This window comes from Microcoleus sp. bin38.metabat.b11b12b14.051 (assembly GCF_013299165.1).
GTDB lineage: Bacteria > Cyanobacteriota > Cyanobacteriia > Cyanobacteriales > Microcoleaceae > Microcoleus.
Genome location: NZ_JAAFKD010000012.1, coordinates 1 through 25,582 on the forward strand (window position 1 = coordinate 1; position 25,582 = coordinate 25,582).

20 protein-coding genes are annotated in these 25,582 nt (G+C 44.8%); 7 read left to right on the forward strand and 13 right to left on the reverse strand.

The genetic code is table 11. The features are described from left to right. The 5 genes from QZW47_RS14350 to QZW47_RS14370 form a co-directional block, all read right to left on the reverse strand. A partial coding sequence (locus tag QZW47_RS14350) for a GTP-binding protein (protein ID WP_293128121.1) occupies nucleotides 1-606 on the reverse strand: 606 nt, incomplete at its 3' end. 249 nt (nucleotides 607-855) lie between these two features. Beyond that, the gene (locus QZW47_RS14355; RefSeq protein WP_293128122.1) at nucleotides 856-1,425 is read right to left on the reverse strand and encodes a Crp/Fnr family transcriptional regulator; all 570 of its coding nucleotides are present in this window, start codon (nucleotides 1,423-1,425) and stop codon (nucleotides 856-858) included. Between the two features lie 409 nt (nucleotides 1,426-1,834). After that, on the reverse strand, nucleotides 1,835-2,344 hold the full coding sequence (locus tag QZW47_RS14360; protein ID WP_366930881.1) for a metallophosphoesterase family protein: 510 nt from the start codon (nucleotides 2,342-2,344) through the stop codon (nucleotides 1,835-1,837). A gap of 214 nt (nucleotides 2,345-2,558) precedes the next feature. Then, nucleotides 2,559-3,374 carry a metallophosphoesterase family protein gene (locus QZW47_RS14365; protein WP_293128123.1) on the reverse strand — a complete coding sequence of 272 codons (816 nt, stop codon included), beginning with the start codon at nucleotides 3,372-3,374 and terminating at the stop codon, nucleotides 2,559-2,561. Continuing rightward, nucleotides 3,371-4,150, reverse strand: a complete 780-nt coding sequence (locus tag QZW47_RS14370) for a GTP-binding protein (RefSeq protein ID WP_293128124.1) — start codon at nucleotides 4,148-4,150, stop codon at nucleotides 3,371-3,373. The genes QZW47_RS14365 and QZW47_RS14370 overlap by 4 nt, the downstream gene beginning before the upstream one ends. A gap of 146 nt (nucleotides 4,151-4,296) precedes the next feature. On the opposite strand from QZW47_RS14370, the gene QZW47_RS14375 reads away from it, so the two are divergent. Further along, nucleotides 4,297-4,557, forward strand: a complete 261-nt coding sequence (locus QZW47_RS14375; RefSeq protein WP_293128125.1) for a chlorophyll a/b-binding protein — start codon at nucleotides 4,297-4,299, stop codon at nucleotides 4,555-4,557. Nucleotides 4,558-4,668: 111 nt separating this feature from the next. Here the strand turns inward: QZW47_RS14375 and QZW47_RS14380 are convergent, their stop codons facing one another. Further along, entirely contained in the window at nucleotides 4,669-5,541 is an 873-nt protein-coding gene (locus QZW47_RS14380; protein ID WP_293128126.1) for an alpha/beta hydrolase, read from the reverse strand. A gap of 367 nt (nucleotides 5,542-5,908) precedes the next feature. Between QZW47_RS14380 and QZW47_RS14385 the strand changes: the two genes are divergently transcribed. Both QZW47_RS14385 and QZW47_RS14390 read left to right on the forward strand, forming a co-directional pair. Further along, nucleotides 5,909-6,403 carry a GAF domain-containing protein gene (locus QZW47_RS14385; protein ID WP_293128127.1) on the forward strand — a complete coding sequence of 165 codons (495 nt, stop codon included), beginning with the start codon at nucleotides 5,909-5,911 and terminating at the stop codon, nucleotides 6,401-6,403. A 69-nt stretch (nucleotides 6,404-6,472) separates the two neighbouring features. Continuing rightward, complete coding sequence (locus tag QZW47_RS14390) at nucleotides 6,473-7,012, forward strand: hypothetical protein (RefSeq protein WP_293128128.1); 540 nt, start codon at nucleotides 6,473-6,475, stop codon at nucleotides 7,010-7,012. A gap of 159 nt (nucleotides 7,013-7,171) precedes the next feature. Here the strand turns inward: QZW47_RS14390 and uvrA are convergent, their stop codons facing one another. Both uvrA and QZW47_RS14400 read right to left on the reverse strand, forming a co-directional pair. Then, complete coding sequence (gene uvrA / locus QZW47_RS14395; protein ID WP_293128129.1) at nucleotides 7,172-10,183, reverse strand: excinuclease ABC subunit UvrA; 3,012 nt, start codon at nucleotides 10,181-10,183, stop codon at nucleotides 7,172-7,174. A gap of 199 nt (nucleotides 10,184-10,382) precedes the next feature. Continuing rightward, nucleotides 10,383-10,826, reverse strand: coding sequence for a retroviral-like aspartic protease family protein (locus QZW47_RS14400; RefSeq protein ID WP_293128130.1), 444 nt, complete (start codon nucleotides 10,824-10,826; stop codon nucleotides 10,383-10,385). 444 nt (nucleotides 10,827-11,270) lie between these two features. On the opposite strand from QZW47_RS14400, the gene QZW47_RS14405 reads away from it, so the two are divergent. Continuing rightward, nucleotides 11,271-13,052: an SWIM zinc finger domain-containing protein gene (locus QZW47_RS14405; RefSeq protein ID WP_293128131.1), complete on the forward strand. Its 1,782-nt coding sequence runs from the start codon at nucleotides 11,271-11,273 to the stop codon at nucleotides 13,050-13,052. A 494-nt stretch (nucleotides 13,053-13,546) separates the two neighbouring features. Here QZW47_RS14405 and QZW47_RS14410 read toward each other — a convergent pair whose 3' ends face one another. Then, nucleotides 13,547-15,349 carry a serine hydrolase gene (locus QZW47_RS14410; RefSeq protein WP_293128132.1) on the reverse strand — a complete coding sequence of 601 codons (1,803 nt, stop codon included), beginning with the start codon at nucleotides 15,347-15,349 and terminating at the stop codon, nucleotides 13,547-13,549. Nucleotides 15,350-15,419: 70 nt separating this feature from the next. Continuing rightward, nucleotides 15,420-16,154 (reverse strand): calcium-binding protein, encoded by a 735-nt coding sequence (locus QZW47_RS14415; protein WP_293128133.1) that lies wholly within the window; start codon nucleotides 16,152-16,154, stop codon nucleotides 15,420-15,422. A gap of 465 nt (nucleotides 16,155-16,619) precedes the next feature. Here QZW47_RS14415 and QZW47_RS14420 point away from each other — a divergent pair, with 465 nt between their 5' ends. Beyond that, nucleotides 16,620-17,975: an AAA-like domain-containing protein gene (locus QZW47_RS14420; protein WP_293128134.1), complete on the forward strand. Its 1,356-nt coding sequence runs from the start codon at nucleotides 16,620-16,622 to the stop codon at nucleotides 17,973-17,975. Between the two features lie 105 nt (nucleotides 17,976-18,080). Here QZW47_RS14420 and QZW47_RS14425 read toward each other — a convergent pair whose 3' ends face one another. Further along, nucleotides 18,081-18,656, reverse strand: coding sequence for a hypothetical protein (locus QZW47_RS14425; protein WP_293128135.1), 576 nt, complete (start codon nucleotides 18,654-18,656; stop codon nucleotides 18,081-18,083). A gap of 396 nt (nucleotides 18,657-19,052) precedes the next feature. Here QZW47_RS14425 and QZW47_RS14430 point away from each other — a divergent pair, with 396 nt between their 5' ends. Continuing rightward, nucleotides 19,053-23,108, forward strand: coding sequence for an AAA-like domain-containing protein (locus tag QZW47_RS14430; protein ID WP_293128256.1), 4,056 nt, complete (start codon nucleotides 19,053-19,055; stop codon nucleotides 23,106-23,108). 137 nt (nucleotides 23,109-23,245) lie between these two features. Continuing rightward, the gene (locus QZW47_RS14435; RefSeq protein WP_293128136.1) at nucleotides 23,246-23,431 is read left to right on the forward strand and encodes a hypothetical protein; all 186 of its coding nucleotides are present in this window, start codon (nucleotides 23,246-23,248) and stop codon (nucleotides 23,429-23,431) included. Here the strand turns inward: QZW47_RS14435 and QZW47_RS14440 are convergent. After that, complete coding sequence (locus tag QZW47_RS14440) at nucleotides 23,415-24,047, reverse strand: 7-carboxy-7-deazaguanine synthase QueE (protein WP_293128137.1); 633 nt, start codon at nucleotides 24,045-24,047, stop codon at nucleotides 23,415-23,417. The genes QZW47_RS14435 and QZW47_RS14440 overlap by 17 nt on opposite strands. Nucleotides 24,048-24,242: 195 nt before the next feature. After that, nucleotides 24,243-24,941: a class I SAM-dependent methyltransferase gene (locus QZW47_RS14445; protein ID WP_293128138.1), complete on the reverse strand. Its 699-nt coding sequence runs from the start codon at nucleotides 24,939-24,941 to the stop codon at nucleotides 24,243-24,245. Nucleotides 24,942-25,582: the final 641 nt, after the last annotated feature.

Here is a 25,582-nt window from a genome sequence, read left to right on the forward strand (position 1 = left end):
TTCACCATATTCAGAGTGTAAAATTCTCGCTCCTTCCTTGATTGTGCGAATGTAAGCTTCTAATTCTTCTACTTTTTCTGAAGGAGCTAAATCGGTTTTGTTCATCAGCACGATATCTGCAAATGCTACTTGTTTTAAAGCTGCTTCGCTGTCAAAATGATCGGTGGTGAATGTTTCGCTATCGATTACAGTGAGTACAGAATCTAGACTGGTGAAATCACGCAATTCCGTGCCGAGAAAGGTCAATATAATCGGCAGCGGATCGGCAACTCCGGTGGTTTCAATTACCATGCAATCGATACGGTCTTCCCGCTCTAAAACTCGGTATACTGCATCAACTAAGCCTTCGTTGATGGTACAACAAATACAGCCGTTGCTGAGTTCTACCATGTCATCTTCGGTAGAAATTAAAAGCTGTGAATCGATGTTGATATCGCCAAATTCGTTAACTAAAACTGCTACTTTTAAATCTTGACGATTTTTGAGGATTTGATTGAGTAAAGTGGTTTTGCCACTGCCTAGAAAGCCGGTAATTATAGTTACTGGCATCCCTCTCTTGGGAAAATCGGAAATTAAATCTGGGGTTTGTACAGTGAGATTAGTCATTTTCCCTCGTTGATTAATTGTAGAGGCCCTGCTGTTAGTTCAGAAAGCTGCTAAGTATCCCAAAGCTCTTGTGGATAGCACTTCCTAGCCAAAATTTAGGTGCGATCGCCTGTATTGCACTGATTGAACATGATAATCATTATCATAGTACCTCAGATGTGCTTTAAGCGCAAGCCCTAAAATTATTGCTCAGGTAGCTGATGACTCATAAACACTTGACTGTCATACCTTTTCCAGACAAATCCCATGTTACAAACGGGAAGTTAAGACAATGTATTGAGGGCGAGTGCGATCGATAAATCCCTCTTCTTCCAGCCTCCCCATCAGCCGCGTTACCGTAATCCGCGTAATTCCAATAGCTTCGGAAAGCTCCTGGTGAGTCAATCTCAAATCAATTAACACTCCTTGTGCGACTTCGCGACCAAATTTTTGTCCCAACCAAACCAATAGTTGCAGCAGTCGATCGCGCAGAGATTCGGTGCGAAGTATGTAGAATAATGCTTGAGTTTGCTGGATGTGTTTGAAAATTTCATCTAACGATCGATCGCACAAATTGGCAGGAATGTAGCTAATTTCTACATGAGTCTTGCACTCAATTTGATAAGGTTCGACACCTGACAGCGGCTGACCGATCACGTCCCCAACTCCCCAATATCCCAGCGTGATTGCTGTCCCCTGGTCGCTCCAAGTCACGGTTCGGACAGCTCCCCGTTCTATTCGCAGCAAGCCTTTAGACGGCACGGGCACTAACTGACGGTGGGTATAAGTCTGGTGTTTGAAACTAGCGTACAAGCCTGGAGTGTAGGTGGAAAGAGTCATGGGATTCACCGCTACTTTGAATACAATATGCAGTTTAAAGTAATTGATAATTTATGTCAACTAACTCCCGCGGAAATCAGGTCGGAAAAATCAAAGAAACCCGGTTTCTCTGGCGATCGAGTGCGTAAGTTCTAGGAATTTTTGTCAGCATCGATCCAGGGGAATGCTAAGCCCCAAACCCTTTGCGCCTGCTGTAGGAGAGGTTTCTGAACTTCACAATATCCGTGTCGGGGTCGTAAAGAGTATAGGTTGCCCGATCGGGCAACCTACCAACATTCCCCACTCCAACCACCCGCCGCGGGGTCGCAGAGACCGTTGAGGGCGGCTCTTGAGAGTCAAGAGTCTGGACAGAGTTATTGATAATAGTTTGCTGTAATTGATACTCAAATGCTAAGCCCGTGAAGCGAAGCTATCCCGTAGGGAATCGCCCGCAAAACAAAGTATTAACATCAGCGCGGATTACGCGATCGAGCATCACAGGCGGCGGAGTCTCCGGGGTAAGCTCATCAGACGCGCTAACGGTACTCCCGTGAATCAACAAACAATCCAATTCATGAAAACCAAAGTTCAAAGAGCGCAACCACTCTACAGTTTTCCGGCTAACAGAATCCCAGAGCAACTTAATCGTGTCTGCACCGTATTTTTCTCGGAGTTCTGTCGCATCAGGGCTAGAACCCACTCCGTGCAGGTTAAAACACTGTTCTTCCCACCACCCGATACAGATTTGAGGTTCGATTTCTCCTCGTTTGGGCGATCGAACTCGCTGCACTAATTTTTCGCACTCAGGATTCGGCCCGACTAAATCGCCCAAGATATATAATTCGTCAACGCGAATTTTCAGGCGTTTTATGTCAGCTAGTACAGCTTCATAAGCAGCTAAATTTCCTTCGATTCCTGTTAGTATTGCCCAATTTTTCATTGTTTATATTTCCGAAGATTAGGTTCGTAGTAACGACTTCAGTCCTCTTCTAGGTTCGTAGTAAGGACTTCAGTCCTCTATCTGTGAATTTTAGTCAATTAGGACTAAAGTCCTTACTACAAACAATTGCAAGGAGCGGTTTCAACCACCGATTTATATCGTTTCCGGTTGCATTGAACTGTCAACTGTCAACTGTCAACTGTCAACTGTTTAACTACCTCTCACAAACATGAGTAGGATCATCAGCTCTTTCGGCATATTCCAAACCTCTAGCCAAACGCCATGCAAAAATCGGTGGCAAACCTTTTTCAATAATTGCAGCGCAAGTAGCCTGATAGTCATATTCTACTTCTCGCAATGTTACCTGTTGCGCGTCAACATCGTAAATCACGTAGGTAGCATTGGGTCTTCCGTGGCGCGGTTCTCCTACAGAACCAACATTTACAATCCGCTTTAAAGGAGCATTGAAACTTAAATTTTTGTCTCCTTCAATGCTCGGCCCGCTGACTCGAACTTGCATATTTCCAGCATCTAAAGTGCGAACGTAGGGTACATGAGTGTGACCACAAAACAGCACGTCAGCACCCGCCGAGAATACCCGCTCTAAGGCAGAAAAAGCATCCATTGTCGGCAGTAAATATTCATGATTGCTGTGAGGGCTGCCGTGAACAAAACACATATTGTCTTCTCGCAAACTATGTGGCAAAGTGGCTAAATATTCCCGCGTTTCTGGGAAGATTTGATTGTTAGTCCATTCGTGGGCTAACTTCCCTCTTTTTTCAGCTAAAGCTGAGGGATAGCTGCATTCGCAGGAGTTCAATCCTTCGACTATATCTTCATCCCAACAGCCGATGCAAGTGGGAATGTCGAGGGATCGAATCATTTGTACTACTGCGTGGGGATTCGGCCCATAACCGACTAAATCTCCGAGACAAAAGATTTTGTCTGCTTGTTGTTCGTCAATATCTGATAAAACTGCATTTAAGGCTTCGTAGTTGCCGTGAATGCAAGATATAACTGCTATTTTCATGATGTTTCTTCTTCTCCTAATAATAGTGATTCTTTGACTTGTTGCTGGTAATTCAACATGACTGCTTCGGACAGACAGCAATCTTCTAGGGTTTGTCCTAATGCTGTTTTGTCGAGATTTTCGCCGACTATTTCTATGCCGCTAAATCTTTGGGGACGGCCTTCGAGCCAGCGGGGAATTTGCAATTCTTCGTGGGCGGTTTCTTGAAATTTAGCGGCGAAGTCGAAGTAGAACGATCGCCCGTCGGCTATGTCAAAGATGCCTTTGGCTCTGTGAACTTTGCCGTAGGCTCCTTGGGTCATTTCTTCGTACCAAAACAGATCGAGGCTGGCTGGATCGAGGACTTGGCCGCTGGCGGGGCTACGCCAAATCGATAGTTTGTCCACTTCCCCGCTGACGGCTATTCCTTCTACAATTACATCGCCCCACTGATGCCATTCGGTGTCTTTGATTTCCGGGGGCACTACGCTGATCCGGCGACTGGGGAAGGCTTGGAGCAGGTTTTCTAGCGTTGTCAGTTGCAGGTGAAATCCCAGTTCGATGTAGGCTGAAACGCCGTTTTCTAGGTGTTTGGCGAGTAGGGACTCTTCGCCGTCTGTCAGGGTTTTGATTTGGCTAAATTCGGCGGCGATGCAGGTTTGGTCGATCGGCACATTGCCGCTTCCGGGGCAGAAATACAGCACGGGTGCTGTCTCCGCTGCTAGCTGCTGTCGAATCCAGGTAGTTTTGCCGCTTCCGGGCGGGCCCGCTACGGCGGTGATTGTAGATTGACTCATGAATACAATGATAATCGTTATCATACTTTTAGGATCACTAATCCGATTTTTTGTGACAAGGATCACCGAATTTCCCGATTCCAGTCAATGTAATATAAGTTAATAATTTGTTACATTTATTTACATAAAGCAATCAGGAAAAACAAATGAGCTCACCTAAACTTGTGATTGACGACCAAGGCCTGCTGAACAACTTCGCAGTCGAGCCTAAGATGTATGTAGACACGACAGTCAGCACTGGGTTTACCAAGTACGCCGAGAAAGTTAACGGACGTTTTGCGATGATCGGATTTGTTTCCTTGCTGGCGACAGAATTTTTGACCAGACAGAGCTTGATCAGCTTCCTCAAAGATGCTTTAGGCCAGGGCGATCGGTTACATAAATTTAAGATAATCTTCGTTGAATAGCTCATAATAAAAAATGTTTGTAGTCAGGACTTCAGTCCTAATTGCAAACCATTTTTTTGTTTAAAATATGTTTGCTATCGCCGCTTGTAGCGAATCAAACTGCACATTTGCTCAAACAGCTTTGCTTGCCAAAAAATCTCTCATGTACCGATTCACTAACTGCGGCTTTTCCTGTTGCACCCAGTGGCTGCAATTGGGAATATACTGAATCTGAAAATGCCGCACATAATCTGCGGTATCGTAGGTTAACTCTTTGCCGAGGGCGCGATCGTTTTCGCCCCAAATCATCAGCGTCGGAACTTCGAGGACATCCCAATGCGGGCGATCGACAAATCCGCGAGCAATATTCCGGTAATAATTGATAGTAGCAGTCAGAGCGCCAGGTTTGGCAGCCGCATCTTTGTAAGCTTGGATATCGAATGGGGTAAAGGTGCTTTTGTCAACTGCCATGCCTCGTAAAGCGCGATCGATCGCCCGATAGTCGCCCAACTTAATTAAAAATTCCGGCAAAAATGGCAACTGAAATAAAAAGATGTACCAACTTTTGAGCAATTGTTGGCGAGTACGCAACCCTTCAGCAAACTTTGCGGGATGCGGTATATTCATCACAATTAATTTATCCACCATCTCAGGATAAGCATAAGCAAAACTCCAGGCGATCGCCCCTCCCCAATCGTGGCTAACTAAGACGCAACTTTCGTATCCCAAACCCTGAATAACTCCCTTGACATCTTGCACAAACTCCGCCATCACGTAAGCTGATTTATCTTTGGGTTTGTCGCTGTCGTTGTAACCTCTGAGATCCACAGCCACAACTTGATAATCTGATGCAAATTCCGGGATTTGATGGCGCCAAGAATACCAGAATTCAGGAAATCCGTGCAGCATCAGCATCAGCGGCCCAGAGCCTTGAGTCACATAGTGCAGTTTGATGTTATTTGTAGTAATAAATTCGTGTTTCCAAGCAGCTTCTACGACAGACATGATATTTCCTATAGCTATAAAGATATCCTAGCAGTTAGACGATTTTAGATTTTAGAATTGAAGAATTCAAGAATCAGTGAGGACTATCATGCTTTTGTTATTCCTTTGTGGAACAGGCGTCTCGCCTGTAGGTATGTGTGGAACAGGCATCTCACCTGTAGTTTTTCGGCAAAAATTGCTCTCGAAGTTAAAATATTAGTATAATGTAGTTTGCATACCGAAAACCGTTAAGCCAAAAAGCACTCATTTTCTAGCTATCGAGCAGCTACAACCACAACAGTTGGATAATTGATGAGAGTGCCAGTCAAATAATAGGTTAAAGAATAGATAACTGTTGAGTCCACGAGGCATAAAAGGAGTTAATACCATGTCTGGCGATCGCCTGCAAAACATTGTAAACCGCTTGACAGAACGTCTCAACCGCGACGTATTAATCGAAAAGTCCCTCTACGAGATTCGAGAAGTTTTGCAGAGCGATCGCGCCGTGCTGTATTATTTTTACCGGAAGTGGCAAGGGCGAGTGACTTGTGAGATGCTAAGTGCGATCGAACTCTCAATCTTGGGATCAACCGGGCCAGACGAGTGTTTCAACGGCGAATACGCTGCTTTGTATGAAGCGGGCCGAGTCAGAGCAATTACAGATATTGAAACAGAGCCAATTCACCAATGTCACCGAGAGTTTCTGCACAGCATGAAGGTGCGCGCGAATTTATCTGTGCCAATTTTAACGAAAAAAGGACTGTGGGGGCTGTTAATTGCTCATCAATGCAGTGGGCCGCGCACTTGGTTGCGATCGGACATTGAATTCATGCAAAAACAAGCACAAAATATGGCAATGTCTCCCACAATTCAAGATAGTTAACTAATTAAAATTGACACTGGTTGCTGTAGATGATAGCCTAGCATTAGAAATTTATAGGCTATATTTATCATGTCACTCTTGAATAATGTTCAACTTTTAAATAAAGCATTGCCTACCGTTGTCTTAGGGTTATTCCTTAGCAGTTATACCACCAACATTGACTCGGAAAAAGTGCCTAACAGTAACTCGAAACTCAGCAACAATCAATTAACGGCACCTAGACTCACAACTTCAACAGAGATTCTAGCTGATAACAGCAGCGAGCAAGCAGCAATAAAATTATCAATTCAGCAACAGTTCAAAGCTTTGAACGAAAGAAATCCTGAAGCCTATATGGCGACAATAGATCCAACCTCTCCTGGTTTTCAACTAACAAAGAGTACAATTTCAGAAGTATTCAAAAGACAGTTAAAGTACGAACCAACAAAAATTGAAATTTTGGCAATTTCAGGAAACGAAGCACAAGTAAGAATCGAACAAACAACCACAAAGATTGAGGGGCAATCTTTCAGAGATAATAGGATGGTAATATTACATACGTTACGCAAATCAAATGGAGAATGGAAATTTTTTAGTTCTGTACCGGAAAATGTTCAGTATTTAAATTAGCCTAACTTATACCATGAGAGCAAAAATCGTCCTACACAATAATTTGGGGGCTTGCTTGCTTCACTCATTTGTAAGGTGCGTCGCCATGATACTTGCGATTGAATGCTAGAGATTAAACATGGCGACGCACCCTACGATCGGACTTTAACCGCCCGATATTCAACCCGCGGAGGCGGGTTTTGTTTGTATAGGAGCGATTTCAATCGCCGTCTTATCTACACCACTCCCTAATGGATGCTGCTGCAAAACAGCTTGCAAATACTTGCCAGTATAAGACCTCGGATTTGCCGCCACCTCCTCCGGCGTTCCCGCCACAATAATTTCTCCTCCCTTATCTCCTCCTTCCGGGCCTAAATCGATCGCCCAATCGCAGCACCGAATCACATCCAAATTGTGTTCGATGACCAAAATTGAATTCCCCTTATCCACCAATCTTTGCAGCACATTTAACAAATGGTGAACGTCATAAAACGACAAGCCAGTCGTCGGTTCATCAATCAAATACAACGTCTTCCCAGTAGCGCGGCGCGACAGTTCAGTTGCCAACTTCACGCGCTGCGCTTCGCCCCCAGAAAGCGTCGGTGCGGGCTGTCCTAACTGAATGTAACCCAAGCCAACATCAAGCAAAGTTTGTAGTCTCATGGCCGCCCTGGGAATATTTTTAAACATCTCCAAAGCTTCCTCAACAGTCATGTTCAAAACATCAGAAATTGACTTGCCTTTATACTTCACTTGCAGCGTTTCCCTGTTGTACCGCGCGCCCTTACAAACTTCGCACTGCACGTAAACATCCGGCAGAAAATTCATCGAAATTACGTTCACTCCTTGACCGCCGCAAGCTTCGCACCTTCCACCTTTCACGTTAAAAGAAAACTGTCCGGCTTTGTAACCTCTTGTCTTCGCTTCAATGGTTTCGCAAAACAAATCTCGAATCACATCAAAGACTCCGGTGTAAGTAGCAGGATTGGAACGTGGAGTGCGGCCGATGGGAGATTGATCTATTACAATTACCTTATCAACTACATCCTCTAGAGAACGTTCGCCCTTGGTTTTTAGGGCGTCCATATCGGGCGGCAAAGGAACTTTTTTAGTCAGATAGTGTTGCAGTGACGGATACAACAATTCGTTGATTAAAGTTGATTTTCCTGAACCGGAAACGCCTGTCACGCAGACGAGTTTTCCCAGTGGAATTTCCACATCGACGTTTTTTAAGTTGTTGCGGGTCGCATTTTTGATCGAGAGAGCTTTACCGTTGCCTTTTCTTCTTTCATTGGGAGTTTCAATTACTCGTTTTCCTGACAGATAAGCACCAGTCAAAGATTCTTCGGCCGCCAGCAAGTTTTCTAAGCTTCCTTGCGAGATGATTTTGCCGCCGTGAACGCCTGCGCCGGGGCCGATATCGACAATGTGGTCGGCGGCACGCATAGTTTCTTCATCGTGTTCTACCACAATCAAAGTATTGCCTAAATCGCGCAACTTTGTTAGGGTTTGCAGCAACCTAAAGTTGTCTCTTTGGTGCAGTCCGATGCTGGGTTCGTCTAAAACGTAGAGGACGCCGGTCAAACCAGAACCGATTTGAGTGGCGAGGCGAATTCGCTGGGCTTCTCCGCCGGAAAGTGTCATTGCTGCACGGTCTAATGTCAGGTAATCTAACCCGACATCGAGCAAAAATTGCAGCCTTGCTTTGATTTCTCTCAGAGCTAAATCGGATATTTGGAATTGCCGATCGCTCAATCCCAAATTATTGACTCGTTCGCGACAGTCGCGAATCGAAATTCCCGTTAAATCGACAATGCCATACTGTCCCAACCGTACCGACAGCGCCTCTGGCTTCAACCGCTTACCCTGACACACGTCGCAAGAGCGATCGACCCGATACTGTTCCAGTTTCTGTTTGATCAAATCAGACCCAGTATCGTCGTACTGGCGCTGCAACATGGAAATTACACCTTTAAAATCTCTCCTCAAATCGCTGGTGTTGCTGTCTCGTTTCTTGCTGTCTGCGGTTTGTTTTGACTCGTTACCATACAAAATCACCCGCTGGTGTTCGGGCCTCAAGCGGAACCAAGGAGTATCGATATCAAACCCGCAAGCATCAGCAACACTGCACAGCAAAGAGAGATAATAGGAGTTGTCTTTGTCTGACCAAGGGGCGATCGCACAATAAAGAGGCGCTTTCTCGTCGGGAATCACCAACTCGGGCGCAAAAGTTCGCAAACTCCCCAAACCGTGGCAGTTTGGGCACGCGCCGTAGGGCGAATTAAACGAAAACAACCGGGGCGAAAGTTCTTCCATTACCGCGCCGTGTTCGGGACAAGCAAAGTTTTCCGAAAAGACGATCGGCCCATTTGCTGGTTCGGAATTTTCGTCAGCAGGTAACTCTTCGACGATCGCAATTCCCTCAGAATGGCGCAAACAAGTCGAGAGAGAATCCACTAAACGTTCTTCTAAACCAGGTTTTTTAACTAACCTGTCAACAACTATCTCGATGTTATGCGTATGATTTTTATCTAATTCGATATTTTCCGAAAGTTCTAAAATTTCTCCGTTAACTTTCACCCGAATAAATCCTTCGGAAGCTAAACTCGACAGCAATTTGCGGTGAGTGCCTTTTTTTCCGCGTACCACAGGCGCTAGCAAGTGAAAGCGAGTACCGTCGGGAAGAGCCATGACTCGATCGCACATTTCATCAATTGTCTGCGGCGCAATGCAGCGATCGCAAATCGGACAGTGCGGTTCGCCAGCTCTGCCGTAGAGTAATCTGAGATAATCGTAAATTTCTGTAACAGTGCCGACAGTCGATCGCGGGTTGTGAGAAGTTGACTTTTGGTCGATCGAAATAGCAGGGCTCAACCCCTCGATCGCATCCACATCCGGCTTGTCCAACTGTCCCAAAAACTGGCGGGCGTAGGCGCTGAGAGACTCCACGTAGCGGCGCTGTCCCTCGGCAAAAATTGTATCGAAAGCCAGGGAAGACTTACCGGAACCGGAAACGCCAGTAAACACGATCAGTCGATCGCGCGGCAATTCCAAATCGATATTCTTAAGGTTGTGCTGTCTCGCACCGCGAATCCGAATCGTATTTTGGCTGTTGGAGTTAGAAGTCGTCACATTATGCCCGTTGTGGGATGCACTTGGCTGACTTTTTGAGGTTTTGGCGCGTTGGGACATGAGAGTAGTGCAAAACAGTGCTTAACCATCTTAGCGCTGCCTTTGGAATAGCTGGCATCCAAACTCAAGAATATCAAAGAATCTTAAACAGTTGACAGTTGACAGTTGACAGTTGACAGTTGAGGGTTCAGTTTTAATGCCCGCTGCTGTTTGCACAGTAGATTGCATAATGTTTACTTCTCCTCAATTAAGATTAACCTTAAAGAATTGTCAAATATGTTTCCGTCGGCCCGTCGGGCAAAACCTTCAAACTTTGATGCTTCAAATCCACTTCAATTCCCAGCGCTTCCATTGGAATTACACCTAACAGTGGAGTTTTCCCCTCTGGTAATTCTAAACACTCAAAAGTGCCTTCGCGCCCGCACAGAGAAATTTTAGCATCTTGAAAAATCCTCGCCTCGCTAATGCCAGTTGCAGTTTCAACAACCACTTGCTTAAGAATTTTCAAACCCAGTCTCGCAATGACATCTTTCGGCAAACACAAAGTTGTCGCGCCCGTATCCACCAAAACATTTTCTAGAGTAACATACCTGATTTGCTCTACTGGAATCATGCCTCGTTCGGCATCAGCCTGATCTATCAGATTTTGAATCGCTAGCGTTGTTATAACTTTTCCTATGAGGTTTTTAGTAGTTGATTGCATAATTTTTGTCCGAAAAATTGCCACCTTGATTTTAGCACATACTTCTTGATTTGAAGTTAATCTCAAATAGAATGGAAAATTGCTGTTTTACAAAAGTGTTTTTTGGATTGCGATCGTCTCACTCAGTCAACCAATTTTAGATTTTAGATTTTAGATTTTAGATTGACCCCACGGATAAATGCGGGGGCTTGAGGATTTTAGATTTTAGATTTTGGATTGATTCCACGGATAAATGCGGGGGCTTGTACCACCTTTGAAATTCTTGGTCAAGCATATATTTTAATACGATTTATATCGGATAATACGGCAGTTTAAACCGCCCGTTCTGGCTTCCCAATTATTACAATTTATGGCAAAATCCTAGGTCTCAGCAATCAAATCGTAGACAAAGTGCATTTCTCAAGTAAAATCGAGCATAATCCTTATGATTTGAGGCATCGTCTCATGCCCATTCCCAAACTCAGCGAAACGATCATCAAGAATAACAGTTCTGAGCGATCGCTCAACCGAGCCGAAGATTACTATCTCGGTGGCAATGTTACTAACGCCGTCCTCCGTGGCAATATGGTGCAAGCAACAGTATACGGTTCTCAATCTCAAGCCTACAGTGTTAGCCTGCCCTTTACTCATGCCGGATTAACATCTGGAGTATTCTGCACTTGTCCTTACGATAGCGATGGATGGTGCAAACATATTATCGCTACGCTGTTTTTGTGTCTGCGAGAACCAGAAAAAATTGAACAGGGCGAGAGGCTGGAAGACTTGCTTTCTAGCCTCAACGACGCCCAAATCTATGAGTTAGTAGAGCATTTAGTGGACAACGAACCGTTGCTCATAAATGCGATCGCACAATACGTTAACTCAAACGCTATCTCTGCGCCGACGAACCAACCGACTAAAATACCGCGCCGCAGTGCGATCGATCCTGCTCTCTTTCGGCGACAAGTACGAGAAATTTTCCGAAAGGCTGAGGATTATTGCGAGTATGAATATGACTATGATGAAGAAGACCTGATTACAGAAGAAATTTTAGAGCTGATTGATCAAGCCCAGGAATTTAGCAAACACGGAGATGGTAAAAATGCTTTAGTAATTTTAGAAGCAATTACGTCTGGTTGCGTTGATGATTGGCATGACGTAGAAGAATATGGTTTTGAAAGTTCTCAAATAACTAATGCTTTAGATGAAGCTTGGACAGAAGCCATTTTGACTGCTGAGCTAACTGCTGAAGAAGAAATAGATTTCCAGGTGATGTTAGAAGGTTGGAACGATGAATGGGATTGTGATTTTAGCATGAGCTTGGAAGCTTTACGCCAAGGTTGGGACTATCCGCCACTCCAGCAGATACTGGAAGGAAACATTAATGGGGAAGGGATTTGGGATGTTGACGCACCAGATTATGCTCATGACTTAACCTTGATTCGATTGCAAATTTTCGATCGCCAAAATCGCGACGCAGAATACTTATACCTAGCCCAAGCAGAAGGCTGTACTCAGCAATATCTGACCATGTTAGCTCGTTTGGACAGAATAGAAGAAGCTGTGGAAGCTGCTACAACTGAGATGACATCCTCGGGAGAAGCTTTTGCTCTCGTTCAAATTTTAGAACAAGACGGATACTCAAAAGAAGCTCTCATAATTTGTCAACTTGGCTTAGATTTGCCTGGTAATGACAATTACAAACTCGCAGTCTCTATGAATGACTTGGCTGTTGAATTGGGAGAAAATGAAATTGCTTTAAAGGCGAAAATCAGGATTTTTGAAATAGAACCTTCCCTGAAAGATTATCTGTTAATACAGAAGTTGTCAGGAGAGCGTTGGTCAACCTTGAAAGCAGATTTCCTGGCAGACTTCAAAACTAATAAAAATTACGGTGATACTGAAGCGCAGGTTGATATTTGGCTGCACGAGGGACTGATTGAAGATGCGATCGGCCTGGTTGACACATCCTACGGCTCAAAAGTGGTTCACCAAGTCATGGAGGCCGCAATCTTCCATAACCCCGATTGGGTAATCGCCAATGCTTGTCGGCGTGCAGAATCGATTGTAGATCAAATGAAATCAGCCCAGTACGACATTGCAATTGAGTGGTTGGAAAAAGCCTACACTGCGTATTTGAAAAATGGGCGCAATGCAGAGTGGTCTGCCTATCGTGCTGAACTTATGGAAGTACACGGTCGGAAGCGGAAATTCATCGGGCTGCTCAAAAGTGCAGGTTTAAGTTGAGTCTTAATTTTACCCTAAACTGGAACCAGTGAAAACGACAAAATAAAAAGTCGTAGGGTGCGTCGCCATCGACAATCCTTGCATAAAGAGCGACAATCTGACAGCGACGCACCTGACACGATTCCATACGGTTCAGTTAACGGTTGTCCGAAGAGAGCAACGAAGCAATCTCCGTATCTCTTTTTCATAGGTTTTCCCTGTTGGAATCTCTTATCCCAAGCGTATTGACACGATTCCCATGTGTTAGGTGCGTCGCCCTGAGATAGTCGATTAAATTTTGAGATTAAAGAATAGCGACGCACCCTACGATTACTATAACTGAACTTATGGAAGTACACGGTCGGAAGCGGAAATTCATCGGGCTGCTCAAAAGTTCAGGTTTAAGTTGAGCCTTAAGTTTACCATAAATTTTTGGCAAAAGTTGCAGACTATTTTGAAACAGTCTGCGTTTATCTGTGTTTATCTGCCTCACATCTGCGGTTGACATATCAATATTATTTTACCACAGCACTCGGTGCAACCATATTCCAATTTACCCGAGAAGCACCGTACAAAATAAAATTATTCAAAAGTCCGTAAGCATCCCCGCAATTGTAACCTTTAGCATTAACACACTTCTTATCCGCCCTCTGATTCACCGCCACAAAAATATCAACTCCATCCGGCAATATGCCCGCATACATTTGCAGATTAGCAAAATCATCAAGGATGCGACCTTTATCATCCACAGGCGGCAATTTCCACTCTTTCGGATTACTATTTCCTCCTAATTGAATTGCCCAAGCCTCAGTACCATCAAGCGCTCCGTTATGAGCAGTATATCGATTCCAAACATTATTGCGCTTTTCCCCGATGCGCGGATTATTCTCATAACCACCCACCCAATATTCTGACATAAATTTGAGAAAAACTCCAGCTTCCGCAGCCAGCGAACCAGTGCCGGGACTCAAATCTGTGCTTCTGCGGGCAAAAGGAACTTGGCTTAAATTCCAAGACCAGTTTATCGTCCCCGGCTGCGGATTTATCCATCTCGAAAAGTCGCAAAAGCTGCCATTCAAAATGCAATGCGGTCGCTTCAAATCCCATCCCTTACCATAGTAATTTTGCCCGTTCCAGTGGCGTTTTTCTGGCTCGCGGTCGCCAAAATCTTCTACTCCTTGGCTCATAAAAATTCCCTTGGTAGCCGTTGTAGGAATTCCCAACTCTGTTTTGAAGAACACTTCCAAAGCAGAGCCTTGATGAGTTTCTAGTTTACCCGTTTTAGCAGCATATCTGCCGGAAGCTACAACCTGCTGCAATATAATTGTAGGAAATGCCGGACTGGTATTAGAATAATGATATTGACCGAGAGGATACTGAAGGCAGCGCCCAGCCAAAACTATCAGAGTTTCTTCTAAAGAAGCACTAGGCAAAAAATAGCCTGCGTTAGCAGAGATGCCGAGTTGATTTTTAGCGGAACTGACAGATTTGTTGCCCCATTCATTGACAAGTATCTGCTCTTGTGATTTAAAGTCGGCTGGGGTTTTAAGATTTCGGAGGACTGGCAAATTTGCGGTGATATCTTCGCCGTATCTGGGCGCGCTCCGCTGAAGTCCCGATCGATGCGATAGCAGGTGTCCGAGGGTGACGTTTTGCCACTGTTTGTCTGCAAACCCCGAGTTAAGATTGCCACAATTAGTGTCTTTAATTGCCACGGAAAATTTTACTTTTCCCGAAAATAAGGCGTGCAATTTTTCAGGGATAATTGCTACTGGATATTGCTTGTTCAAACCGGGAATTAGCGGCGGATAATGCTGCGGATCGAACAATTTCATTCCTTCGATTTGCTCGTCAGTCAGGTCTAAGCCTGCCCGATCGCGCGCCGTCTGTTTTAGCGCCCAGCGCACCATCGCAAAGGTAACAGGCTTGCTGATACTGCCCATCCGCATGGGGGTATCTGCGGGTACGATCGCACTCAGAGGACTCTGCATATCGTCGCCGCAAGCCGGATTTGAGTTATTTGTCGATCGGCCTTTCATCCGCCCCAAACCCCAAACACCCACCGGCTTACCTTTGACAGAAACACCGAGGACAGCCGCACCGACGCAGCGGTAGCGCATAAATTCAGTTAGGGATTGCAAAATCGGCTGAAGTTGCGCGTCACCGCTACCGCTAACGGGGATGGTTTCTTCCGCTAAAGCTATGTTGTTGTTGGACTCGGAAACCTTTCCCAAACTTCCTAAGAGGCTAGCTGCAATTAAGGTCACAGTTGTGCAGAAAAGTCTGTTGATTTTTGGTCGATAGCCCGCAATCTTCATGATAGAAAACTCCTGTTTTAAAATATAGGACGGAACTCATTTATCCGCCCTTTCGTCGCAAAAATTAAGACTATTGAGGGATGGGAGGCGCGGACAAAAATACTTGATTATGGTTAACATTAGCTAAGTTTTTGTCGCGCACAACCCCAATCAAATTGTCCTTGTAGAAGATACCAGTATCTTGAACATTGTTGCCGTTCCAATCGCCAGCCTTGAGAGAATAGCCGTCTGCTAAATTACCTTTAATCTGGATTTTGTCTTCAGCTAAACTAAAATCGGTAATCGTAGCATAGCCAGTGCCGAGATAGTAAACATTATCAACATTGCCGAGTACAAATGTGTCCGCACCCGCGCCACCGGCGAGAGAATCGGATTCACTACCGCCGCCGATACCGTTACCAGCACCCGAAAAATTAGCACCGTCAAGATAATCGTTACCATCCCCGCCAATCAGATAATCTTTGCCGCTTCCTCCGAATAGATAATCGTTGTGAAGGCCGCCAGACAGTGTATCTGCACCGCCTCCTCCATACAGGAAATCCTCGCCAGCTTCGCCGTATAATTTATCATTACCCGCGCCGCCATCTAGGTTATCGCTGCCGAAGCCACCGTAGAGGATGTCATCTCCGCCGCGACCTGACAAGATATCATCGCCTTTATAGCCGTAGATTGTATCATTTGAAATCTGAATTTGACCTTGACCGTTGATTGTAAAATCATCTCCAACTAAGGATTTGTGGAGTTTTCCGTCGCCGTTGACAGTGTTGTTGTCGTTGAAGTCAGTGCCTTTGATAACTGATGACATTTTTGTTGATCCTTGTAGTTTTCCAATTAGTGCAAGGGTGAGAAAGACTCAACTAACTTGCTTGATGTATTTAGTTTCTCCTCTGAGCAAGCAACCGACAATGGGAATAAAATCCGGTGTTTAAATCAACAGTAAAATGACCCGCAGCAGTGATTTATAGTAAAAACTCAGGTGAAATCAGTTAAAATAGGGAAAAGTCAGGGTAAACAGTTGACAGTTAACAGTTGACAGTTGACAGTTAACAGTTGATAGTGCGAGATATTAAGCTCGCGCACCTTTTCATTTGACAGTTAAGGGCGAGGCTTTTATTTTTAATACGAGGATTTCAACCATCGCCATAAAACAACCCGCGCGATCGGGGGCGGGGGTAATAACTCTTAATATTTAGTAACTTTCCCGTGCAGGAACAAAAGCTATCTTGTCCAAGTCTGCATATTTACGTATATACGTACTTTCTGCAATCTAATGAACTCTGAATCTGAATTTCCGTGGAGCAAAACCAAAGAATCAGCCGATCGCATTTTTGCTCAAAACACCGGCAAATATCTCAGTGACATCGAAATGAAAGTCCTTCAAGGTTCTTGGGAAGGCAAAAGTTACGATGAAATCGCCAAAGCTTACGGCTACAGCGCTGAATACCTTAACAAAGATGTCGGTAACAAATTGTGGCACAAGCTTTCAGAAGCCTTGGGAGAAAGAATTACCAAGAAAAACTTTAAAGAAGCTTTGAGGAGAGCTTATGAAGCAGAACCAAGTCAATCTCTGCATACAAATCCGCCTTTACAAACATTGCCAACGGCAGCAAACTTGCAGTTTCCCGAAGGTTCAGTAGCCTTAGATTCACCTTTTTATATAAAGCGTGCCAGCATCGACTCTCTCTGTGGCGAAACGGTTCTCAAACCCGGTTCTCTGATTCGGATTAAAGCACCGGAGATGATGGGAAAAACTTCACTGATGACCCGGATTTTAGATCGGGCTGTCCGGGAAAACTATCATGCAGTTTATTTAGATTTGAGCGCTGCCGATCGAGGAATATTAACAAATCTCGATAAATTTCTGCGCTGGCTGTGTTTGATGGTCAGCCGACAGTTAAAGTTAGAAAACAAGTTAAATGAGTATTGGGATACCGATATTTTAGGCAGCAACGATAACTGTACTGTATATTTTGAAGAGTATTTGCTGGCCCAAACAGCAACTCCTCTAGTGTTGGGATTGGATGAAGTCGATCGCCTATTTCCCTACACAGAAGTAGTTGAAGATTTTCTGGGAATGCTGCGAAGCTGGCACGAAAAAGCCAAAATTTCTGATGTTTGGAAAAACCTACGGTTAGTAATGGCGCATTCTACAGAGGTTTATATTCCTTTGGATATGAACCAATCTCCGTTTAATGCGGGAGTCCCCGTGGAACTGCTGGAGTTTGACAGCCAGCAAATCCACGATTTAGCTGGGGTTCACGGCTTGGATTGGGGTGATGTGCAGTTGGGAAAGTTGATTTGGGCGATCGGCGGACATCCTTATTTAGTAAGATTGGCAATGTATGAGATTAGTTGTGGCAAAATCTCACTAACTCAGCTATTAGAAAATGCCGCGTCAGAATCGGGAATTTACAGCAGTCACTTGCGGAGGCATTTAGAAATTCTCCAACAAAATCCCGAATTAGCTTCAGCTTTGAAAAAAGTTGTTAATTCCCCTGAAGCAGTTGAATTAGATTCAATGCAAATTTATAAGTTGCACAGCATGGGAATTGTAAGGCGGCAAAACAATTATGTGATGCCGCGTTGCAATTTGTACCGCGAGTATTTCTGTCGTGTTTTGGGATGAAAAGCATAGTTTGCAGTTCATTGTATCCGATCGATCGACCACGATTGCTGTAGCGCAGTTAAGTGAATAGTAGGGTGCGTTGTTAATGCACCCTACAAATAGGGTCTAACCATTTTTTTTGCAAACCCGAGAAATTGTGATTATACCTACCCAAGTCGCGTTGATTTCAAAGCCCTTATTACCGCAGTAATCACTAGCCCAATCCATCCATTTTTTGTAAATCGCTAGATGAATTTTGATAGCCGTGGCAATAATACCACCTAATGGTTTGATAGCGGCAATAGCTGTTAAAAATGCGGTAACTGCTGGGTTGCTTACGCCTTCAATAATCTTGCGGCCTAAACACTCATTAACGGTAATCTGCAAACCAAACCAGCGCCATTTGTGAGAGGATTGATTTTGGCACGCCGCAGAATTGGTACTCGTAGTAACCGACTCATCAGCGTAGTCAAAAGTTGCTTCATAGCGGTACTGTTCGTCGGTCAAGTTGTTGAATTGATCCACCATACGCTGTACTTGGGCAACTTCTTCGCGGCTTAAAACCTGATAAATATCATGGTTTATGCGGGCGGTGCGACCCTCCTCGTACACATAATGGTCGGCTTTGGCAACCAATTCCCAGTTAGGGTCAGGTGTGGGCGGTATAAACTTATTACTGAAGTTAGTGCCTTCGATTTTCATTTCAGTTATTCCTTCTTGTTCAAAGTGTTCAGAGTATTGAATGTTAGCGTTTTTTTTGCTGCATCTTTCGCTTCTTGTTATCAGTTTGTTGCTAAAATTGCTGAACTGCAATGGTGAAACTATCAGGTATTATAGGAACTGATAAATAGCTTCAGATTGTGGATTTATAGGAAAAAATCAGGTGCAGCCTAACAAAGCATCATAAAAATCAGGACTTAGGTATCAGACTCAAGAAACCGGGTTTTTACCTAAGCTGTCGGCTACAACGAAAGATTTTTGTAAAAAACCCGGTTTCTGACTGCCGATTCGTAAGTCAGAAAAATTAGAAAAAGTCAGGTTTTTGGGTAAATCGTTAAATAGTCATGTTAGCTCTCTTATAATCAAGTCAAGATTTTGGTGCAAGCAATGATGAAAGAATTGCCAGTTAGTTATGAATATCAGATTGGCGGGAGTCTTCCAGCAGATGCGTCTAGTTACGTGACGCGGCAAGCAGACTTGGACTTTTACGAAAGTTTGAAAGCGGGTGAGTTTTGTTACGTTTTGAATTCGCGGCAAATGGGTAAGTCGAGTTTGCGGGTGCGGGCTATGCAAAGATTGCAAGCTGATGGTACTGTTTGCGCTTTTATCGATTTAACTGGGATTGGTAAGGAAGATGTCAATCCCGAAAAGTGGTATGCTGGTATTGTTAATTCTTTGGTCAGTAGCTGTCAGCTAGGAAATCAAGTTAATTGGCGGAGTTGGTGGCGCGATCGCCGGGATTTGTTCTCGCCTCTCCAGCGGTTTAGTTTGTTTATTGAAGAAGTTGTTTTAGTTGAAATAGAATCAAGTATTGTTATTTTTGTTGACGAGATCGATCGCGTTTTGAGCATGAACTTTTCTACGGATGAGTTTTTTGCTCTAATTCGCTGGTTTTACAATCAAAGAGTTGACAAGCCTCTCTACCAACGTTTGACTTTTGCACTGTTGGGGGTGGCGACGCCTGCGGATTTGATTGCGGATAAAACTCAAACTCCTTTTAATATTGGTAAGGCGATAAATTTAGGCGGTTTTACGATTGATGAAGTGCAGCCTTTGATTGATGGTTGGCACGGGCAGGTTGGTAATGCTGAAAGTGCGTTAGCGAAGCCCTCGCAGAGGATCGCCCAAATTCTAGATTGGACGGGCGGACAACCTTTTCTCACCCAAAAGCTGTGCAAACTGATGCTTGAGGAATCAGCATTGGGCAATTCGCGATCGGTTGAAGAGGTGGTGCAGTTGCGGATTGTGGAGAATTGGGAATCCCAGGATGAGCCTGAACATTTGAAAACTATTCGCGATCGCATTTTGAGAAATCAGCAAAAAGCAGGCCAGTTATTGGGGCTTTACCAGCAAATCTTGCAATCCGGAAAACCCCCCCAACCCCCCCTTGCTAAGGGGGGGCTAAATGCTGAGGAATCTTCCCTTAGCAAGGAGGAAATAACCGGAAACCCCCCCCAACCCCCCCTTGCTAAGGGGGGGCTAAATGCTGAGGAATCTTCCCTGACTCAGGAAGCAATCACCGGAACCCCCCCCCAACCCCCCCTTGCTAAGGGGGGGCTAAATGCTGGTGAATCTTCCCTTAGCAAGGAGGAAATAACCGGAAACCCCCCCCAACCCCCCCTTGCTAAGGGGGGGCTAAATGCTGGTGCATCTCCCTTTAGCAAGGAAGCAATCACCATAAAACCCCCCCAACCCCCCCTTGCTAAGGGGGGGCTAAATACTAAGGAATCTTCTATTAGCAACGAAGAGCTAAATGCCACTCTTACTCCCCCCCTTAGCAAGGGGGGGCTGGGGGGGGTTCTTGCCGATGGTAGTCGGGAACAAACTGAACTCCGGCTGTCGGGTTTGGTGGTTCATCATGCAGGTAAATTAAAAGTTTACAACCGAATTTATGCCGAAATTTTCAATATTGAATGGGTAGATAAACAGTTGGGAAAGCTGCGCCCTTATGCGGAAAATTTTAATGCTTGGAATGCTGCCAATTTTGAGGACAATTCGCGGCTGCTGCGGGGAAATGCCCTGCAAGAAGCTCTGGAATGGGCAAACTATCAAAGTTTAAGTCCTTTAGATTACCGCTTTTTAGCGGCGGCTCAGGATTTGGAAAAGCGGGAAGTGGAATTGGCTTTTAGGCTGCAAGCTGAGGAAAGTCAAATATTAGCACAAGCTAATGAAACTTTAAATTTAGCTCAACATCAAGCTCGCACAGAGTTAACGTTAGCTAAAAAACAAGCTAGAAAAATAATTGCGATCGGCTCAACTATTTTAACGCTATCTTTAGCGGCGGCGATCGCCATACAATTGCAAGTAGTCAAGGCAGATCGCTCCCTCGCTGAAACAAAAATTATCCTCGAAAGTGTGTCGTCAAAAACAACTTTAGTCTCAAACCCTTTTGCAGCAATGATTGAAGCACTGCAAGCAGCAGATAAACTGAAAAAATTAGAGGCCTTCAGTCCGGCAAAATCCGATACTAAAACGCAAGTATCGATCGCCCTCCAACAAGCAATTTACAGCATCCGAGAGCGCGATCGACTTGCAGGCCACCAAGCTTTCATCAGAAACGTCGTTTTCTCGCCCGATGGCAAAATCCTCGCATCCGCTAGCGCCGACGATACAATCAAACTCTGGAATCCTGACGGCACATTGATCAGAACCCTCACCGGACACGGCGATAACATTTTGACTGTCAGTTTCTCACCCGACGGCAAGACGATCGCCTCTGCTAGCGAGGATGCTACGATCAAAATCTGGAACCTCGCCAACGGCACTGAAATCAGAACCCTTACAGGACATAAGGGCTGGGTGAGAGGAGTCAGTTTTGCTCCCGATGGATTGACGATCGCATCTTCGGGCTCCGACGGCACTGTCAAACTCTGGAATCCGGCAGACGGCAGTGCAGGCACGGGGGCACTGCCCCTACGAACCTTTACAGGACATAGGGGCTGGGCAACAAACGTCACTTTTTCGCCCGACGGATTGACGATCGCATCTTCCGGTAGCGATCGCACTGTCAAACTCTGGAATCCAGCAGATGGAACGGAAATCGCCACGCTGACAGGCCATACCAAAGCTGTGAGAAGTGTCAGTTTTTCTAACGACGGCAAAACCCTAGCATCGGCTGGCGAAGACGGTTTAGTCAAGCTGTGGGATGTCCAAAACCTGACTCTCCTCACCACCTTGCAAGCCCACAACAAGGAAGTCTGGAGCGTCAAATTCAGCCCTTCTGGCAGCCACAGCCCAACTCTGGCTACCGCTAGCGAAGACGGAACCGCCAAATTGTGGAATTTATCGCGGTTGGGAGACATCGAGCCGCAAACGCTCAAAGGACACATCGGCAGGGTTGCAGGGCTTAGTTTCAGTCCCGACGGCCGCACTTTGGCAACGGCAGGTACCGATCGCACTGTACGACTTTGGCACCTCGCAGGCATCGAGCCGAAAGTTCTGGAAAGCCACCGCAGCCAGGTTTTCAGCGCTAGTTTTTCGCCAGACGGCAAAACAGTTGCTTCCGGTAGTGGCGATCGTACTGTAAAATTGTGGAATGCACAAAACGGTACCGAAATCAAAACTTTTATAGGACATCAAGGTGCTGTCACCAGCGTCAGTTTTGCCCCAGATGGCAAAATTTTAGCATCCGCGTCGGGCGATCGCACTATTAAATTGTGGAACCTAGAAAGCGGCAGCGAAATCAAAACTATTTCAGGACATCAGAGCGGAATAGACAGCGTTGTTTTCAGTCCAGACGGTAAAATTTTAGCATCATCCGCGATCGATAAAACTGTTAAATTGTGGAACCTAGAAAGCGGCACCGAAATCAAAACTCTCACAGGACATCGGGAAAGAGTTAGAAGTGTCAGATTCAGTCCCGACGGCAAAACCTTAGCATCCGCAGGAAACGATCGCACGATATTATTCTGGGATTTAAACAACTTAGAATCTCCCCCAAGAAGCATTCAGAAAGCGCATAACAGCCGAATTACCAGCCTCCGTTTCAGTCCTGACGGCAAAATTTTAGCATCTGCTTGCGATGACAGCACGATTAAATTGTGGAATGCAAAAACAGGCACCGAATTGAGAACTATTCAAGGACACGGAACTTGGGTAAAAAGCATTAGTTTCAGTCCCGATGGCAAAACCTTAGCATCTGCAAGTTTCGATCGCACAATTAAACTGTGGAATGTCGCAGACGGCAAAACCGCCTCGGAAGCTGTGCCGCTACAAGTTTTTGAGGGACATCGCGATCGAGTTAACGATGTTAACATCAGTCCCGACGGCAAAACTCTAGTTTCTGCCAGCGATGATGCTACTTTAAGGATCTGGAATTTGGAACTCGATTTAGATACCTTAATGAAGCTGAGTTGCGAATGGCTGAGCAATTATATTGCCAACCATCCTGAAGAAAAGGCGATCGCAGATTTGTGCGATCGTGCAAAAAATTGAATAATATCGTGTCGAATCGATTGACTGCAATAGACAAGATTGCAAAAATTACAAATTATCTTGAAACTATCTGCGTTTATCTGTGTTTATCTGCTTTTTATCTGCGGTTCCTGTATTAATCAAAGATTTTTGCAATCTTGTCTAATCAGATTATTCGATCGCGCGTGCGTCCTGGCGTCCGCTTCAATGCTGCGGACGCCAGGACGCACTACGAACCATTTTTTGTGATATTAGCAGATTTTGATAGATTGTCTGTGGGAATCAAAGATGGTTGGCTTTCCCCGCTCTTACAGAATTTTTGGATGTTTATTGCACACCAATAAACTTGTGAGTTTGCAAAGACAACCTATAACTCGGATGCTGTTTCAGTAACTCCAAAATAATCGGAATTGCCCGATCGCGTGTTCCCCATTCCGGCTGCAAGTATACAGGAATATTCACATTATCAACCAAATACTTACTGTAAAAATCAAGTTCTTCACCAGTGCTAACCACCAACTTAACTTCATTAGCTCTCTTCCATAAAATCTCTTGCACTGGATATTTAGGATTGATGTGCTCTTTAGGAGAAAGAGTAATCCAAGCCAGGGGCGAAACATTCTGCCAATAAGCGCCCGAAGTTTCAATACTCACCTGCTTGTCAGCTTCTAACAAAGCTAGAACTAACTCCGGCAAATTCTGGTGGATGAAAGGTTCGCCGCCAGTAATCACAACCCTCGGAGACTGGAGTTGAGCTAGCAATTGGGCGATCGACTGCGGCACCGACGGTAAACCTTTACCACCATTAGAATAGCCAGTATCGCACCAAGGACATCCCACAGGACAACCTGCCAATCTGATAAAATCAACTAAAGCACCAGTCCAGTAGCCTTCGCCTTGAACCGTACACTGAAAAGTTTCGTGAATCGGTAATTTTACTTGTAAATTTGATACTAGCATCTTTGTCTCAGATTAATTTAATGATATTTGTTATTAGTTTTAGTAATTGTAATTTTTTATCTGTAATTGATGTAGTCCTGGATGCACGGGTAGGTAGAAACCGGGTTTTTTACGACAATACTGTACCGCAGCGTTCAATACAGATAAAAACCCGGTTTCTTTGGTGTTAATCAAGTTCCCGCAGATTTGAAATCTTTAATTGTGTTCTTCAGGTTCCATCATAATAGCCCAGCGGCGTTTCAGCGCCAAAGTCAGTCCGTCACCAATGGGAACAACACTCAGAGTAATTCTCGGATCGTTACGCAACTTGTCGTTGAAACTGCGAAGGGCGAGGGTACTTGTGTCTTGTACTTGAGGATCGGCAACTCGTCCTGACCACAGAACGTTGTCAATTACAATTAAACCGCCATTCCGTACCAGTTGGAGCGATCGCTCAAAATAAAGCTCATAATTTTCTTTGTCGGCGTCGATGAACGCAAAATCAAAGGTTCCGGCTTGTCCGTCGGCTATAAGTTTGTCGAGAGTATTTAGTGCTGGGCCCAACTGCAAAGAAATTTTGTTTGCGACACCCGCAGCTTCCCAATAGCGTCGCGCGATCGAAGTATATTCCTCGCTGACATCGCAAGCAACAATTTTACCGTTTGAAGGCAGTGCTAAAGCTACGCACAGCGAACTATAACCAGTAAAAACGCCAATTTCTAAAGTTTTTGTCGCTCCCATAAGCTGCACCAGCATCTCCATAAACTGGCCTTGTTCGGGAGCTATTTGCATCATACCCATAGGATGATTAGCAGTTTCTTTTCGCAGTGAAGCGAGAATATCTGGTTCCCGCAGAGAAATAGATAACAGATAATCGTAAAGTTGATTTTCTAGGCCAAGAGTTGAGTTCGCCATCGGTTTGTCCTTGCTGCTAACTTTTAATTTTACGTGGTAGATGTGCAGTTATTGGAAATTGCAGACGGTAGAGTTAATTTAGGCACCTATTTTGCTGTCGTTTCTCTCGGGGTAAGACTATCGCCGTCTCCGTTACAAGCTGGTAACTTGCTCTCGCGGGCGATCGACCTCCCGATCAGTTTATCTCAGCTATAGGTGATTGAGTAGCCCTGGAAAAGAAAACACCTTCAGTTGACAGTTGACAGCTAGCCCTCGGAGCGAAGCCGAAGGGTTGACTTCGGAGGGCGACCTCTCCCGGTCAGGAAGAGGGTTGGAGTAATGAATCGTGTTCTTTTAATTTCTCGCTTACAAGGGAGATGCTTTCAACCAATTCTTTTTGGTAAAACCCTGAGTGATACCAGCTTAACAAAATAATCCAACCGCCGGCAAGCTGCCAACCCATACACAATCATTCATTCCCATCTCAAATTTTAAATCTCAAATGGTGTTAGTTGGGAAAATACGACTTCATCCTGACCGCTAATCGCCAAGGACTAATAATTCACAACTAATGAATACGGTTCAAGATGACGATTTGTCAAGTGTCACATCTTATTCATCCACATCGAAAAAGTTGTCGAGAATCTAAATAACATTCCATT